Source organism: Nostoc sp. DedQUE07 (genome assembly GCF_034530975.2).
Taxonomy (GTDB): domain Bacteria; phylum Cyanobacteriota; class Cyanobacteriia; order Cyanobacteriales; family Nostocaceae; genus Nostoc.
Window position 1 is genome coordinate 300650 of the sequence record NZ_JAVRCC020000001.1, and the last position, 15827, is coordinate 316476.

At 42.0% G+C, this 15827-nt stretch carries 14 protein-coding genes and 1 pseudogene; 3 read left to right on the top strand and 12 right to left on the bottom strand.

The genetic code is table 11. From position 1 onward, the window contains the following. Nucleotides 1-141: 141 nt before the first annotated feature. From RMZ95_RS01120 to psb34 (RMZ95_RS01130), 3 genes are all read right to left on the bottom strand, one after another. Entirely contained in the window at nt 142-867 is a 726-nt protein-coding gene (locus tag RMZ95_RS01120) for a Uma2 family endonuclease (protein WP_322683101.1), read from the bottom strand. Nucleotides 868-1040: 173 nt separating this feature from the next. After that, nucleotides 1041-1211, bottom strand: coding sequence for a photosystem II assembly protein Psb34 (psb34, locus tag RMZ95_RS01125; protein WP_322673543.1), 171 nt, complete (start codon nt 1209-1211; stop codon nt 1041-1043). 233 nt (nt 1212-1444) lie between these two features. After that, nucleotides 1445-1615 (bottom strand): photosystem II assembly protein Psb34, encoded by a 171-nt coding sequence (gene psb34, locus RMZ95_RS01130; protein WP_322673543.1) that lies wholly within the window; start codon nt 1613-1615, stop codon nt 1445-1447. A gap of 685 nt (nt 1616-2300) precedes the next feature. On the opposite strand from psb34 (RMZ95_RS01130), the gene RMZ95_RS01135 reads away from it, so the two are divergent. Beyond that, nucleotides 2301-3557, top strand: a complete 1257-nt coding sequence (locus tag RMZ95_RS01135; RefSeq protein WP_322686966.1) for a Na/Pi symporter — start codon at nt 2301-2303, stop codon at nt 3555-3557. A gap of 157 nt (nt 3558-3714) precedes the next feature. Here RMZ95_RS01135 and RMZ95_RS01140 read toward each other — a convergent pair whose 3' ends face one another. The 9 genes and pseudogenes from RMZ95_RS01140 to RMZ95_RS01180 form a co-directional block, all read right to left on the bottom strand. Then, nucleotides 3715-5346, bottom strand: coding sequence for a mucoidy inhibitor MuiA family protein (locus tag RMZ95_RS01140; protein WP_322686965.1), 1632 nt, complete (start codon nt 5344-5346; stop codon nt 3715-3717). A gap of 121 nt (nt 5347-5467) precedes the next feature. Continuing rightward, complete coding sequence (locus RMZ95_RS01145; protein ID WP_322686964.1) at nt 5468-6409, bottom strand: LysR family transcriptional regulator; 942 nt, start codon at nt 6407-6409, stop codon at nt 5468-5470. A gap of 246 nt (nt 6410-6655) precedes the next feature. Beyond that, a complete protein-coding gene (locus tag RMZ95_RS01150; protein WP_322673547.1) occupies nt 6656-7444 on the bottom strand; it encodes a BMC domain-containing protein in 789 nt (262 codons plus the stop codon). 57 nt (nt 7445-7501) lie between these two features. Continuing rightward, a complete protein-coding gene (locus RMZ95_RS01155; RefSeq protein WP_322686963.1) occupies nt 7502-8269 on the bottom strand; it encodes a transferase in 768 nt (255 codons plus the stop codon). Between the two features lie 186 nt (nt 8270-8455). Continuing rightward, nucleotides 8456-8713: a ribulose bisphosphate carboxylase small subunit gene (locus RMZ95_RS01160; RefSeq protein WP_409882125.1), complete on the bottom strand. Its 258-nt coding sequence runs from the start codon at nt 8711-8713 to the stop codon at nt 8456-8458. 90 nt (nt 8714-8803) lie between these two features. Next, nucleotides 8804-10477, bottom strand: a pseudogene (locus RMZ95_RS01165) (ribulose bisphosphate carboxylase small subunit); the annotation flags it as partial. A gap of 148 nt (nt 10478-10625) precedes the next feature. Continuing rightward, entirely contained in the window at nt 10626-10925 is a 300-nt protein-coding gene (locus tag RMZ95_RS01170) for a EutN/CcmL family microcompartment protein (RefSeq protein WP_322673550.1), read from the bottom strand. 6 nt (nt 10926-10931) lie between these two features. Next, nucleotides 10932-11276 (bottom strand): carbon dioxide-concentrating mechanism protein CcmK, encoded by a 345-nt coding sequence (locus tag RMZ95_RS01175; RefSeq protein ID WP_010995041.1) that lies wholly within the window; start codon nt 11274-11276, stop codon nt 10932-10934. Nucleotides 11277-11368: 92 nt separating this feature from the next. Beyond that, nucleotides 11369-11677 (bottom strand): carbon dioxide-concentrating mechanism protein CcmK, encoded by a 309-nt coding sequence (locus tag RMZ95_RS01180; protein WP_012410633.1) that lies wholly within the window; start codon nt 11675-11677, stop codon nt 11369-11371. A gap of 659 nt (nt 11678-12336) precedes the next feature. Between RMZ95_RS01180 and RMZ95_RS01185 the strand changes: the two genes are divergently transcribed. Both RMZ95_RS01185 and RMZ95_RS01190 read left to right on the top strand, forming a co-directional pair. Continuing rightward, a complete protein-coding gene (locus RMZ95_RS01185) occupies nt 12337-14193 on the top strand; it encodes an NAD(P)H-quinone oxidoreductase subunit F (RefSeq protein WP_322659842.1) in 1857 nt (618 codons plus the stop codon). 90 nt (nt 14194-14283) lie between these two features. After that, on the top strand, nt 14284-15786 hold the full coding sequence (locus tag RMZ95_RS01190) for an NADH-quinone oxidoreductase subunit M (RefSeq protein ID WP_322686962.1): 1503 nt from the start codon (nt 14284-14286) through the stop codon (nt 15784-15786). The last annotated feature ends 41 nt before the right edge of the window (nt 15787-15827 follow it).

Below are 15827 nucleotides of genomic sequence, written 5' to 3' on the forward strand. Positions count from 1 at the left end.
TGTATAGCAACAGTCAAGGTGGTTAGGACATCAACAGACGATAAAACTTAGACACAAAAAGGCTTTTCACCCAGTCCCCATTACCCCTTATCCCCTTCAGGGGCCCCACCATCCCCAGTCCCCAGTCCCTTGCTATATATGCTAAGGCAAATTATTTGGATCGATACCTTGAGATTGTAGATAGGCAATTAGCCGTTCTTTTTGCTGGCGTTCCTGTTCAATTTGTTCTACTGCCCAAAGTAACAAATTACCTGCTTCATCCCACCAGCGCAACCAGTAACCAGTTCTGGCTTCTTTTGTTCCTTGCCAGGTTCCCAGAAATAAACCCATTGAATCAATCCAATGACGACCATTTTCATCAGGTTGCTTTAACTCGTAGCGCCTGTTTTCGAGTTGGTAAAATTCTAATAAACCACCATTTGGGTCAAAAATTATGTAAATTGGGACTTGAAGAATCTGCTCGTAAAAAAACCATTTTCCTGGTGGATAGGTTCGTTTAAAAGAGTATTCTCCACCTTCTGTGTCAGATAGAAATTCCATCACAATTGCTGGAATATCTCCATCTAAATTGGGTGTATAGCTTTTGCGTTCTCCTAAAATCTGATTTACCGATGGCACATAAACCCAGTCGGGTGCTTTAGCTATAAATTGCCCGTTTATCGTCGCACAAAGTCCAAAATTTGAGGCTATTAACATCTGCGGTTGGATGAAACCACTTATCTCAAGGCTTTCGCGCAAAGCACCAGCCAATAGTGGCTGACCTGTATTTTCCACTGGTTCATCCTCTAAGTGAAAATCTGCGGGCAATGCTTCCCAAGATACTACCAGTTCTGTTGAAGATTTAGCTTCACCGAGTTGGGTTGCCATAAACACCCCTTTATTATTGATTTGTCTTTATTTTATGGCTGACTAGTGGTTTGTTGCTGATGGGGCGACAAAATGGGATGGATAAGACACAAAAAACCCCGACTAAATTAGCCGAGGTAAAGTCGAGAAGTGAGATTGACGATGAGATACAGCGATATCGAAATCAAAAAATCTTAGCTAACGCTAAAACCAACCAAAACTAAAGCGGTGACGATTAAAGTTGCAAAAAGACCCTGTAAAACGTATTTACGTTGTTCCCAAATTGCTGGGTACTCAGAGTAGTACATCTTGGGTTCTGCTGCGTAGTTGTTGAGAATGCCGTCTTCGTTGGTGGTGGTGTACATAGTTTTTTCTTTTCTTTCTTTTGTTATCTTATGTAAATAAATATAACAATTTCGTTACAAATAGTCAACATGACTTGACAAAAAAAGACTGATAGTAAATATAAAAATGACTTATCAGCACACCACTACCGTTTGGGATACGTAAAACACAAAAAACCCCGGCGAAACTAACCGGGGTTATAGAGAGAAGTCTGAATGACGATGAGATACAGCGATACTGAAATCAAAAAATCTTAGCTAACGCTAAAACCAACCAAAACTAAAGCGGTGACGATTAAAGTTGCAAAAAGACCCTGTAAAACGTATTTACGTTGTTCCCAAATTGCTGGGTACTCAGAGTAGTACATCTTGGGTTCTGCTGCGTAGTTGTTGAGAATGCCGTCTTCGTTAGTAGTGGTATACATGGTTTTTTCTTTTCTTTGTTTTGTTATCTTATGTAACTAAATATAACAATTTCGTTACAAAGCGTCAATAAGACTTGACAAAAAAAGACTGATGGTAGAGATAAAGCTAACTTATCTGCGATCGCGGATTCTGGCGAAGCGGTTCGAGTATGCCAAAGCCGGATGCCTCTCAGTACTTGTCGGTTAAACTTCCGCAATACATGTCTCGTAAATTCACGCCTCTAGTAACTAGCGCTCGCTGATTTTTTTTGTGTTTTTTTAATTACTTTTTGTCTTGCTTGTCAATGCGTAAATTCTAAACCAATGTAATTTTTATTACAACATATTTCTTACTTAAAAATAAGCGTTATTGTTTATTTAAGTTGAGTTTAAATTTCAATTAAAGAGTGACATACAATCATCAATCTCTTTCTTAAGATGTAAGCAATTCATGTTTGAAACAGATTAAATTTATAATAGTTATCTATTAGAAAGTTATACTATTAATAATTAAACATAAGTAATAATATCTAAATAAACTTACTACTACTGAGCAAGTTTCAATCAGTTTTTAATTTGTTTAAATAGGAAGTCAGCGTTTATTTTGGGACATACTGAGAATTAAATTAATAGTAATACTTAAAATCTTTTGGCAATTAAATTAATAGTAATACTTAAAATAAAATTTTTGAGGGAGTATTGTATTATGTTGTTATCCAAAAGCCTAAAAAGAGTATTGAACAGTTTAATATTGATTATTATAGTTTCAGTTTTGGTAGTTACTCCTTCTATATTAGGAAATAATTTTTATTGGTTTGATGCACCAAGTGTAGAAATTAGCGTTAATGCTCAGACTCCTACTGGAGTAGAAGAAATACAACAGAAAAACAGCGATTTATCTCAGAATACTAAGGAAAAAAATAAAAATAGTCAGGATAAAAGTGCTGAGTCTAAAGGAGAAGAACAGGGAAAATTAGATATTTTTAAAATAGTCACGGGTGCGCTGGCGGGACTGGTACTATTTTTGTATGGTGTGACACGAATGGCCGAGGGACTGGAAGCGATTGCAGGCGATCGTGCCAAAGAACTAATTAGCAAGTTCACTACCAATCGCTACGCTGGAATAGCAACTGGCACGGTAGCGACAACAATATTAGATTCGTCCTCAGTAACAATCATTATTGTGATTGCAATGGTTAGTGCTGGTTTATTGTCATTTGTAGAATCTCTCGGCGTGGTTTTGGGTTCCAATATTGGTACAACTATCGGCGCTCAAATAGTTGCTTTTAACATTAGTGATTATGCCCCCATAGCAATGTTCGTTGGCTTGCTATTAATTTTGTTGGGTAAAAAAGAACGTTGGAAGCAAATCGGTTTAATTATTCTTGGCATAGGCTTATTGTTTTTTGGACTTGACACAATTGAAAACGCAATGGAACCTTTCAAGGACTACCAGCCATTTCTCAAATTGATGGAAACCTTGGGGAACAACGCACTTTTAGGTGCTGGAGTTGGGGCACTATTTACAGTCTTAGTTCAATCTTCCTCTGCCACAGTTGCGATTATTGTGACTTTGGCTAGTCAAGGATTAATTTCATTATCGGCAGGCGTGGCGTTAATGCTGGGTGCTGAAGTTGGCACTTGTGCTGACACATTAGTAGCTACCTTAGGACGCGAACGTCCAGCAGTGCGGACAGGTATCTTTCATTTACTTTTCAATCTGACTACTGCTGCGGTAGGAATTATATTTGTCACTCAATTGGCAGGATTCGCGCAATGGATTTCTCAGTTAATGGGAGCAGGGGATGATGTTGCTCGCCAAATCGCCAATGCACAGTTAATATTCAACTTGCTAGGCGTGGCATTAATTATTGGATTTCTACCCTTAATCGCCCGTGGATTGGAACGGTTACTTCCAGATAAAAAGAATCAAAATCGGCAGGCTGAAGCGGTTAAGAATTAAATCCAGCAAAAAGGCTTTATATTTGGGATTTCCAAAAATTAAATTACTCAATTCCTGCATCCAATACGACCATCAAAGTTCTTCTTTCCCTGCTCCCTCTGCTCACCAAAGTAATTGATTATTTTTTTATTTGGAATTCCTTTAACGTATCTATAATCTAAATATCTAACCCAACTACCATTAAGTCGGGCGGATGTTCAACATTAAACTGGTAATATATCTCTCGTCGCTCTTGGGCTGGAAGAGTTAACAGCCATTCTAAAATCCCCATTTCACCAAGTTGAATTTGTGGATTGCTGCGACTGAGGCGTACTTTAATTTGCTCGTTGCGGCTAACTGGCAATTGTTCAGTTAATTTTAGATTTACTTCTTTCTCTAGTAAGTTAGTAACAATCAACCGATAACTATAAGTAATCCGGCGCTGGTTGCTAATTAATCTTTTATCTACCAGGCGCTCAACTAAATCGCGCTCAATTTTTAAACCTTCGTCAATTCCTAAGTTCAGTTTGAATTCTTGCCCTGGTGCAATATTTTCTAACTGAGTTGTCCCAATAAAAACGTTGTTGCGGAAAATATTCGCTTTGCCTGGTAACAAAGTCGCACCATTGGGACTATTTTTCACATTCGCTTGCAGATAAGCAAAACTTACCAAGCGCGGCATTGCTACATAATCGAAGCTACAAGGATAATCATCGTTGAAAATCGTAGTCTTATGAGGTGCGCCATCGCTGGGAATATTACCACCGCCATTCAATTTAAAGGTGACTACACTCCCTTCTTTGGATACTTCTGCTGTAATGGTTTCTGCTGGAATCAGACTATCCTCTGCAACTTCGTCTTGTTCTTCTTGCCAATCCACTCTGGCAGCAGCAGGTGGCTCTGGTATGCTAGGCAGTAGTGGTGGCTGGGCAGCTAGCCGAGATCGTCGCATTCTTTGAGGAAGTGGCGCATCAATATACCAGGGTTCAAGTTTGGGTGGAAGCGTACCTAATCCTGGTTTAGCGGTAGAAAGAGTGAGATTTGCACCAATCCAATCTTCGCCAGTGCTTTGAGTGATTTCTGCAAGGTAACTCAAATGTACAATATCGCTAGTAGTGCTAAAGCGTAAGTCATAAAGCGGATTCCAACTAGCGCGATTTACTATGTAAGACACCTCTAATTCAAATTCGCCTTCACCCGCGACTTCAACGGCTACAACTAAGCTAAAACTCTCTTTAGGATGGGGTGTTTGGATTATTTGCAATGAGGTGTGGAGTGCTTGCAGTTGTTTGTCTAATTCCTGCTGTTGGGTTTTGCACTCTCCAGATGCGATCGCATATTCACTATACTGGCTGCCAAGAAAGTTGAGAAAATCCAAAGTTTCGCTGAGGCTGAGATTTTTCCGAGACAAACTTTGTGCAAAGGGTTCTTCTGTTTTTTCACGTAAGCCAGCGATAAAACTAGATTGCAATGCTAAAGCGTCTACTTGGGCTTGTAGGTGGCGTTTTTCTGCTTCTAATTGCTGAATTTGCCTTGTCAAATGTGCTACTCGTTCTGCTACAGGTTCAGTAGTGTAGAGGCGATCGCTACTAACTCCCATCAAGCGCACCCCTACCGTACCTGTACCGCTAACCCGAACGGACTCACTTTCTAGAGTCATTGGCACTGGGGTAATTACTAATTCCTGTTCAATTCCTGTTAAATCAACTATACCTCGCCGTGTAACCAATGCTCTGTCAGAATACACGGTAACAGCTACAATCTCGCTTTGTACTGTTTTGCGCCAAGATGGTATTTCCGGGTTAACCACTGCCAGTTTTCCCCCATTTTTAATGATTCTGCTGGTTAATTGTCAATGTTTACCGATCTAACAGTCAAGCCCTTTAGAAAATTCGTAATTCATAATTACGAACTACGAATTACGAATTCTCTTATCCATGAATTGGTTCAAACGTGCTATGAGCGGTATCAGCTTTTTGCTCAACAAAATTCTTTGCCGCCGCTAGGAGATACTCATAATAGGCACGAGCGACGATAGATAGCTGCTTGCCAGATGGATAAACCATGTACCAATGCCGCTGAATGGGGAAGTGTTGCACATCTAAAATGCTGAACTCTGAAGCGTCTGATAGTAAGGTATGACGGGATAAAACAGAAATTCCTAAACCACCTGCGATCGCTTGTTTAATAGCTTCGTTACTTCCCAATTCTAGCTTGACTTTTACTACTATCCCTTGTTCTTCAAAGAGCTTTTGAACGGCGCGACGAGTTCCTGAACCTGGTTCCCGCATAATAAAAGGTTCGTTAGACAGGCGTTGTATAGGAATATTTTTTTCTTTAGATAAAGGATGATTAGTCGGTGCAAAGACTATCAAAGGATTTTCCAGAAATGGTTCACAAGTCACATCTATATTGTCTGGAATTTGACTCATAATATATAAGTCATCCAAATTTTGACTCATCCGTTCTAAAATTTGTTCGTGATTTGTTACTTGCAGCGAGATATCAATCCCTGGATAAAGTTCGCAAAATGGCCCTAACAAACGTGGGATAAAATATTTTGCTGTTGTAATCACTGCCAAACGTAATTGTCCCTGTTTTAGCCCTTTTAAATCTGCTACCTTCATTTCATACTGGGCTATATTGTGAAAAATCTGCCGACAAGTAGCAAACAATTCTCGTCCTGCTTCCGTCAGATACAATCGCTTCCCCACTTGCTCAAATAATGGCAAACCTACTGATTTTGTGAGTTGCTTGATCTGCATAGAAACGGTAGGTTGGGTGAGAAACAATTCCTCAGCAGCACGAGTAAAGCTACTGTGCCGTGCCGCCGCCTCGAACACCTTTAACTGGTGCAGCGTCGCTTGGTTCAAGAGTGATTCTCCTATATATAGCGATTAATAGATATAAAACTAGTATTGCTGAACACTGGCAAATGATATAGTGATGCTCACAGAAAGTTACGAGTTTCATCATAGACAAAACTCTATTACTTATATTAAAACAAAAGTATTTACTTATGGATGGAAAAAGCTATTATTCAGAATAGCTAAAGCGTAAGATGCCTTCTATCTAAACGATGAATGCTGAATGGATGATTTAACAAAATTCATCTATCATCATTCATCATTCCATAATTCTTCTTGAACTTTTGTCGGTAGCTTGGTTAAGTCTGGTAATCTTAGTACTTCGATTTCTGCAACTTGTTCTTTAATATTCACTGGCAAGTTTAACGGTTCGCGTTCTTCTATCCAGCAGCTTGCTAATGGCAAAGTTAACTCCATTTCGTCCAGCGGCCGAGGAATTACCATCACTGCATTCAATTCCCCAATGCGTTCTGCTTCAAACATTCCCGCTTCCACTGCTACCGCCACATTTGCTACAGAACCACGAATAATTGCCGTACACAAACCCCCACCAATTTTTTCATAAGCTGCTAAATGAACATCAGCAGCTTTGAGCATCGCATCACATGCTCCTACCATCGCGGGAAATCCTCGCGTTTCTACCAAACCAATTGCTTGGTTACTCAGACGGCTGGAATTGCCCTCTTCCATCAATTTAGTGAAACGAGTCGTAATGGGAAGCACTATATCTAGGTTGGGATAAGGTCGGGGAATCACCAAACTAGAAACCAACTGACCAAACTGTTCAGCCGTTTGCACGCCAGATTCTACCGCCAGACGCACGTCAGCAATTCCACCACGGACGATCGCAGTACAATAACCGCCACCAATTTTTTCATACCCAACCAGGTGAACTCCCGCTGATTTCAGCATCATATCGGCCGTCCCAACGATTGCCGGAAAGCTACGGCAAGAAACTAAACCCAAAGCAGTATCCTGAAAGGTTTCTTGACTACTCGCTCCCTGGATAGTACGAATCGACCGTTGATTATATGTTTCCATGATGAATTCTCCAAAATACGGAAAAAGCCGACAACTTACAATTAACACTTACTCTGACTAATCGTCAGGGTTTGGGTCGTTCAAGGATTGTCTGTGAGGAAACAATGTAGTCAACAGTCTGCTTATGCTCCCTTGTCCATAAATTTGAGTCCCAAAACCATTAGGGGATTCTACAGCAGGCTGACTGGGATCTGAATGATGTTCTGTTGACTCTTGGGATTCCCCCAAGGTGGAGTCAGTATCATTGGTCGGTTCCTCTACAGGAGGAGACTGACTTTCGGGAGTGGCCGGAGATTTAAAATAAGAAATTGACTTGTTTTGTTTGAAATCTACAAAAGCCGAAGCTGAGAAGTTAGTTGAGGAAATTACCTTTTCCTGACCTCCACCTGAGCTATTTTCTTCTTTCGGTGGTGTATTTGTAGTAGAAGTTGGGTTATTTGTAGATGCTTCTAGCTGTTTTGTTGGCTCAATCTGCCGACTGGTGTCTCCTAAAATTGAACCAGGCGGTACTACTTGTTCGGGTTCAACCGAATAGTTAAAAACTGTAGTCGCTGAACCAATACAAGCATTTGCGCCAATTTTGCCTTTGCCAATCATCAAAAAGCCGGCTCCCAGGTTTGCACCTGCTTCTACTTCTAGAGTGCCTTCATGGACTTGGAGAATTGCTCCCATACCAATACAGACCCCTGGCCCAATGACGATCTTGCTGTTTACAGCCGCTTGGAGGATCACCCCAGGTGCAAGTACCGCGCTTGGATGAATAGTCACCTCACCACTAATGTAAGTATCAAAGTTATTGCTGAGGCGCAGTAGCGGCACAGACATGGAAATTTTAACCTCGGAAGCCCTAAGAAGATAGGAGTTAAAAGTGAGGAGTTAGGAGTTAGTTAAAAGTGGGGGAGTTATAAATTTGAAGTTTAGAGTTATCAATTAACAATCTTTTTTAACTCCTAACTTCTAACTCCCAACTCTTGTACAGACGCGATTAATCGCGTCTCTACTCCTAACTCCTTAAGGTCGTTGAATAATCGTTTCTAATACGCGACGCTTGGCTTTGGGGTCAACACCAATTAAGCGTACATATTCCCCTTGGTATTCGCCGAGTTGTCTTTCTACGGCGGCGATCGCTTCTCTTTCTGAGGAGGCTTGAATTTGACCAGTACTAGTCCAGGAACCTGTACGGAACCGTCGTTGATCTACGTGTTCAATGCTAATTTTTGAGCCGCTAGCTAATAATTGCCGGAGTTGGTCTACTACTTCACTACTCAAGCGGGTAGCTGTTGCTGTTGCTGTTGCTGTTGCAGAGGGCGCACTGCTAGTAAATGATTTCTGACCGTCAGAGGAGGCTACTTGACCATTTGGACGTTGGATAATGGTTTCTAATACCCGCCGTTTGGCTTTGGGGTCAACACCAATTAAGCGTACATATTCCCCTTCGTATTCGCCGAGTTGTCCTTCTATGGCGGCGATCGCTTCTCTTTCTGAGGAGGCTTGAATTTGACCGGTACTAGTCCAAGAACCTGTACGGAATCGCCGTTGATCTACGTGTTCAAGGCTAATTTTTGAGCCGCTAGCCAATAAATGCCGGAGTTGGTCTACTACTTCAGAACTTAAACGGTTACTGCTAGCTGTTCCCCTATCATAGGATGCTGCACTACTGCTAGTACTAGTAAATGATTTGTGACTACCAGAGGAAACTGCTTGACCATTTGGACGTTGGATAATGGCTTCTAGTACCCGCCGTTTCGCTTTGGTGTCAATGCCGATTAAACGTACATACTCGCCTTGATGACTTGCGATACATTCTTCCAAAGCGGAGATGACTTGATTTGTGGAAGTTGCATCAATTGGCGTGCAACTAGTCCAGGAACCAGTACGGAAACGACGCTCATCTACGTGTTCCATACCAATTTTGTAACCACCTGCCAAGAGTTGGCGGATTTGCTCTAGAGTTTCGCTACTGACTTTGCCACTGCTAGAACCGTTACTATTACCATTATCATAGCTGTTGCTGTAGCTTCTGTAACTGCTATTACCATGACTAGCTGGAGCTTTAAAGCTGCTAGCTGGTTTTGCATCATCATCAGGACGTTGGATGATGGCTTCTAGCACGCGTCGTCTATCTTTGTCAATGCCAAACAGTCGGACATACTCGCCGCTATGCTCTTGTAGACAGCCTTCTAATGCTGCGATCGCTTCACCGAGGGATCTCGGTTCGATTGGTTGGCAACTAGTCCAAGAACCCGTGCGGAAACGTCTTTGGTCTACATGTTCCGTACCAATTTTATACCCTTGCCCCAATAGATACCGCAACTGATCTATTGTTTCTCCACCCAAGCTATTGCTCGACACTTCACTACTCCTTTCCAACTCTAAAACAGTAATACCATTACCTGTATAAGATTTAGCGTTCTCATCCCGAATGGGTGCTATACATTTAGTATCCGCAGCACAGAGATAACCAGCTCGTAATGCCTGATTAATTCCAACCACATGATGAGCAAATTCTTTATCTTGATCTTGCACATCTGGCAAGCGATCGGCTTGCTGCTGGCTGGTAATTATCGCTCCCGAAGGTACATACTTCCCAGAGGGAATCTCTACGTCTTGAATCAAAGCGTGCATCATTACGATGCAACCTGCACCCACCCTGGCATTAAATATCGTAGAGCGAAAGCCAATGAAGGAATTATCACCTACATAAGCTGGCCCGTGAATTAGAGCCATGTGGGTAATGCAAGCGTTTTTACCAATCCATACTGAGTATTTATTTTGGTCATCGCCAATTACTCGGCCTTGCTCCAACCCATGAATGACAACACCATCTTGAATATTGGTGTTTTCACCCAGATAAAAAGGTGTGCCTTCATCCGCTCTAATCGTAGTCCCCGGAGCAACGATTACATTTGCACCTATTCGTACATCCCCAATCAGATTGGAGAATGAATGTACAAAAGCAGTTTCATGGATTTTGGGTTCAGCTAAATTCCTTGACCACGGGGTTGGGGGTGCCGCCGTGCTGCGGACTGCCATCGCGAGATTCCTCCTCTATTATCATTTGTCAGTTGTCATTTGTCAGTTGTCATTTGTCGACAGCTAATGACTAATGACCCTTCGGGTTCGCAGTTGCTCATGGGGGAAACCCCCAAGACCGCACTGGCTCACCAATGACCAATGACTATCAATATTGATCTTTTTTGCTGTAAATGAGGCGATCTTCAACGTAAATAGTATCTATGATCGCCACCACTGCTGCATCCAATGGACGCTGTTCATTGCCAACAACTTGACGAGCGGCACTACCACGAGTGATGAGTACCCACTCATCTACTCCTGCTCCCACAATATCTGCTGCTACTTCATACTCTGGTAAGATATTGCCGTTTTCATCTACTAATTGTAACAACAGTAGTTTCACACCTCTAAGAGTTGGCTCTTTTTGGGTGCTAACTACTGTGCCGCGAACTTTGGCAATTTGCATTACAAATTACGGTCTTCTACCGAAAGGACGAATTGCATTCACATTTTCCCGGAACTGCTCTACGTCTTCGGTATAACGAATTGGGAGGACGTATTCCAAGTTTTCGTGAGGACGAGCAATGATATGAGTAGACAACACTTGTCCGCCGTTGACCCGCTTTACAGATTCAACCCCAGCAGCCACAGAAGCTTGCACTTCCGAAACGTCACCCCGAACAATTACCGTCACCCGACCACTACCGATTTTTTCATAACCTACTAAAGTGACGCGGGCAGCTTTCACCATTGCATCAGCAGCTTCCACTACTGCTGGAAAGCCCAGCGTTTCAACCATTCCCACTGCAATTGACATTAGTTTTAATCCCTATTTCAAAGTTTTTAGTCTTGGACAAAAGTGATACTCTTTTCAGGCAAAAAGCGTTAATTACTTTGTTTAAACAGCTTTTAAGTACGGAATTGTTCCACCGCTTCTGTGTAACGTATCGGCAAGACGTATTCCAGGTTTTCGTGAGGACGAGCAATGATGTGAGTGGATAACACTTCACCACCAAAGACTCTTTTTGCCGCTTCAACCCCAGCAGCTACAGAAGCTTGCACTTCCGATACATCTCCCCGAACTATCACGGTGACGCGAGCGCTACCAATTTTTTCATACCCTACTAAGGTGACACGGGCGGCTTTCACCATCGCATCAGCAGCTTCCACCACTGCTGGAAAGCCCTTCGTTTCAATCATTCCAACTGCAATTGGCATCGCAGAACTCCTACAAAATTAATGCAATCTGTACTGTCGTTTGAATTTTTTGACGGGGAGAGCCTGATCTTATAGCTAAGAAAACACTTCCAAATTAAGCATAGGAAAGCTTGGCGTTCCTGGCAATATAAATTACTATAATAGTTTATGATAAGAAAGTTTTAAAAAACTTAACAAAAAGTTATCTAGGCTTATAAGCAATTAAAGTTTACAGATTCCTTGAGCAGGCACTTATGCTTTATAATTTCTTTATCACATTTACAAAACGACATTCATAACCAGGGCTAATCCTATCTGACAAAAGGTAAGCAGCGGCTGTATGTTTTGCTGTATCTATCTTTTATCAAATATTTCTAAGTGCACAAGGACTAAGTGAAATATATATAACTTTTTTAAATATATTGTATAAATTACTTTGGTTAAAGTAGAAATACAAATGTAAAAAGGTCAGCGATATTAAGGCAAGTAAATGCTTTTGCTTATGTAAAGTTATATTTTACTTATATTTAATAGGGTAGCGTTAAGTAAAAGTACTTCTGGAAGTTCAGTTAAAATAATAGTAAAAAAACATTGGTAATTTTGGTAAATTAATTTTATTAAATAACATAATTGGTTGAAATTTTTTTAAAATCAAGGCTGAGTCATCAAGGGAAATTTAAATGGAGCAATTTCTATTTTCAACAAGTTGGTTTGTGCCTTTGTATAGCTTATCGGGCGCAATTTTGACATTGCCGTGGGGAATAGGAATAATTAGGCGAACAGGGCCCAGACCTGCGGCATACTTCAACTTGTTGACGACCGTTTTAGCTTTTGTTCATAGCCTGTTTGTATTTAAAAATGTCTGGGATAGAGAACCAGAAACCTTACTAATCAATTGGTTCAAAGCAGCAGATTTAGACTTATCTTTTTCCTTGGAACTATCCCCAGTCAGCATTGGGGCAACAGTTTTAATTACAGGGTTAAGCTTACTGGCACAAGTTTACGCTCTGGGTTATATGGAAAAGGACTGGTCGTTAGCGCGTTTTTTTGGGCTACTGGGATTTTTTGAAGCAGCGCTATGTGGTCTAGCAATCAGTGATTCTTTGTTTCTCAGCTATGCGCTTTTGGAAGTTTTGACGCTTTCAACTTACTTGCTGGTGGGGTTCTGGTATGCTCAACCACTAGTAGTGACGGCGGCGCGGGATGCATTTTGGACTAAACGGGTAGGAGACTTGTTGCTGCTGATGGCTGTAGTGACACTTTCTACCTTAGCTGGGAGTTTGAACATTTCGGATTTATATGAGTGGGCGCAAACAGCTAATTTAAGTCCAATGACATCGACGTTGCTAGGGTTGGCGTTAATTGCTGGGCCTGCTGGTAAATGTGCCCAATTTCCACTGCATCTGTGGTTAGATGAGGCAATGGAAGGGCCCAATCCTGCGTCGGTAATGCGGAACTCTCTAGTCGTAGCTGGTGGTGCTTATTTACTGTATAAACTTCAACCATTATTAGCCCTGTCGCCAGTTGCCTTGAATGCCTTGGTAATCATGGGTACAGTAACGGCGATTGGAGCGACATTAGTATCCATAGCTCAAATTGACATTAAGCGATCGCTATCTCATTCCACCAGTGCATACATGGGGTTAGTGTTTTTAGCAGTGGGGTTGCAGCAAGGAGGTGTAGCCTTGATGTTGCTGTTAGCTCATGCGATCGCCAAAGCATTATTATTTATGAGTTCTGGTTCAGTCATCTTAACTACCCAAAGCCAAGACTTAACAGAAATGGGCGGTTTGTGGTCGCGGATGCCAGCCACCACCACAGCCTTTGTAGTTGGTTCAGCCGGGATGGTGACACTGCTACCCTTGGGAAGCTTCTGGGCAATGCTATCATGGGCTGACGGTTTCGTGAATATTAGCCCTTGGGTAATTGGGGTTTTAATATTAGTCAATGGTTTGACAGCATTGAATTTGACAAGAGTATTTAGATTAGTCTTTTGGGGTAAACCGCAACAAAAAACCCGTCGCACCCCAGAAGTTGGTTGGCAGATGGCCTTCCCAATGGTGTTTCTAACAGTGCTGACTCTGCTTTTACCTCTAATGTTACAGCAATGGTACTTACTACCCGATTGGGAAAGTATTAATTGGTATGTGGTGTTAGCCTTGTTTAGTTCTACCGTAGTGGGGGTAGGTGTAGGGTGTACAGTTTACCTGCACAAAGCTTGGTCAAGATCCAGAATCCTGGCGTGGAGATTTCTGCAAGACCTGTTAGGTTATGATTTTTATATTGACCGAGTTTATTATGTCACCGTGGTAAGTATAGTAGGACTGCTATCTAAAATTTCTGCTTGGAGCGATCGCTACTTGGTTGACGGTTTAGTAAACTTGGTTGGGTTTGCGACCATTTTCGGCGGACAAACCTTAAAGTACAGCATTTCTGGGCAATCTCAGGGCTATATGTTGACCATCCTAGCAGTTGTCAGCGTCTTGGGGTTTTTCATCAGTTGGTCATTGGGTTTACTAGATAAATTGCCTTTTTAGAGAGACGCGATAAATCGCGTCTGTACAAAACGTAGAGACGCGATTTATCGCGGCTGTTATTCATGCCTCATCTCCCCTTACCCGAAGTCTATGCTTAGTGTTTTAATTCTAGTACCGTTGATTGGCGCGGCTTTAATTGGTTTCTCGCCCTCTAGCATCAGTGGAAAATTTGCCCGTAAGGTGGCTTTAGTCTTTGCCATTATCGCTTTCTTGTGGACAATCGTATTAGTAAGTCAGTTCCATCCAGGAGAAATTACTCAACAGTTTGCTGAGTCTCTCCCTTGGGTAGATGCTATAGGGCTGAACTATAACCTTGGAATAGATGGTTTATCTTTGCCGTTGCTGGTTTTAAATGGATTGTTAACTGCCATTGCCATCTACAGCAGCGATGAATCGCTACAGCGTCCTAAATTTTATTACTCTTTGGTACTATTATTAAGCGCTGGGGTGACAGGAGCCTTTCTAGCACAGGATTTACTATTATTTTTCCTGTTTTACGAATTGGAACTAATTCCGCTGTATTTGTTGATCGCCATTTGGGGTGGCGCCAAACGGGGTTATGCTGCGACTAAATTTCTTATTTATACAGCCGTTTCGGGAATCCTGCTTTTAGCAAGTTTCCTCGGTATGGTTTGGCTGAGTGGTTCCTCTAATTTTGCACTAGCAACCTTGAACGCGACAACTCTACCTCTAGCCACACAGCTTTTATTGCTAGCGGGAATTTTGATCGGTTTTGGAATAAAAATTCCCTTGGTTCCCTTCCATACTTGGTTGCCAGATGCTCACGTTGAAGCTTCGACACCGATTTCCGTGCTATTGGCTGGGGTGCTTTTGAAGTTGGGAACTTACGGCTTACTGCGATTTGGCATGAACTTGTTACCAGAAGCTTGGGCTTATGTAGCTCCTTGGTTGGCGACTTGGGCAGTAGTGAGTGTACTCTATGGTTCATCCTGTGCGATCGCCCAAAGCGATATGAAAAAAATGGTAGCATACAGCTCCATTGGACACATGGGTTACGTGCTTTTAGCAGCGGCGGCGGGCACACCTTTAAGTGTATTGGGTGCTGTGATGCAAATGATTAGCCACGGCTTGATTTCCGCCATGCTGTTTTTGCTAGTAGGGGTTGTGTATAAAAAAGCCGGAAGCCGTGATTTAGCAATCATCCAAGGATTACTGAACCCAGAACGGGGTATGCCAGTAATTGGTAGTTTGATGATTGTCGGAGTCATGGCCAGCGCTGGTATACCGGGAATGCTAGGGTTTATTTCCGAATTCGTAGTTTATCGGGGAAGTTTTGCAGTTTTTCCAGTGCAAACTTTGTTATGTATGCTTGGTACTGGTTTAACAGCAGTTTACTTCCTATTACTTGTTAACCGCGCCTTTTTTGGACGTTTATCTTCACCTGTTGTTAATTTACCATGTGTGTATTGGAGCGATCGCATCCCAGCTGCAATTTTAGCTGTGCTGATTGTGATTTTTGGCATTCAACCTAGTTGGTTAGTGCGTTGGACTGAACCAACAATTACAGCAATGATAAATACCCAAAACGTAGTAGCAGTGTCTTTGGATAAAGCAATGGGGAATGGGGACTAGGGACTGGGGACTGGGGACTGGGGACTGGGGACTGGGGAATG

What these genes read in the sequence shown, in the direction of transcription:
- RMZ95_RS01120 (WP_322683101.1), bottom strand. Translation starts at nt 867, where the DNA reads ATGGCAACCCAACTCGGTGAAGCTAAATCTTCAACAGAACTGGTAGTA.
- psb34 (WP_322673543.1), bottom strand. Translation starts at nt 1,211, where the DNA reads ATGTACACCACCACCAACGAAGACGGCATTCTCAACAACTACGCAGCA.
- psb34 (WP_322673543.1), bottom strand. Translation starts at nt 1,615, where the DNA reads ATGTATACCACTACTAACGAAGACGGCATTCTCAACAACTACGCAGCA.
- RMZ95_RS01135 (WP_322686966.1), top strand. Translation starts at nt 2,301, where the DNA reads ATGTTGTTATCCAAAAGCCTAAAAAGAGTATTGAACAGTTTAATATTG.
- RMZ95_RS01150 (WP_322673547.1), bottom strand. Translation starts at nt 7,444, where the DNA reads ATGGAAACATATAATCAACGGTCGATTCGTACTATCCAGGGAGCGAGT.
- RMZ95_RS01155 (WP_322686963.1), bottom strand. Translation starts at nt 8,269, where the DNA reads ATGTCTGTGCCGCTACTGCGCCTCAGCAATAACTTTGATACTTACATT.
- RMZ95_RS01170 (WP_322673550.1), bottom strand. Translation starts at nt 10,925, where the DNA reads ATGCAAATTGCCAAAGTTCGCGGCACAGTAGTTAGCACCCAAAAAGAG.
- RMZ95_RS01175 (WP_010995041.1), bottom strand. Translation starts at nt 11,276, where the DNA reads ATGTCAATTGCAGTGGGAATGGTTGAAACGCTGGGCTTTCCAGCAGTA.
- RMZ95_RS01180 (WP_012410633.1), bottom strand. Translation starts at nt 11,677, where the DNA reads ATGCCAATTGCAGTTGGAATGATTGAAACGAAGGGCTTTCCAGCAGTG.
- RMZ95_RS01185 (WP_322659842.1), top strand. Translation starts at nt 12,337, where the DNA reads ATGGAGCAATTTCTATTTTCAACAAGTTGGTTTGTGCCTTTGTATAGC.
- RMZ95_RS01190 (WP_322686962.1), top strand. Translation starts at nt 14,284, where the DNA reads ATGCTTAGTGTTTTAATTCTAGTACCGTTGATTGGCGCGGCTTTAATT.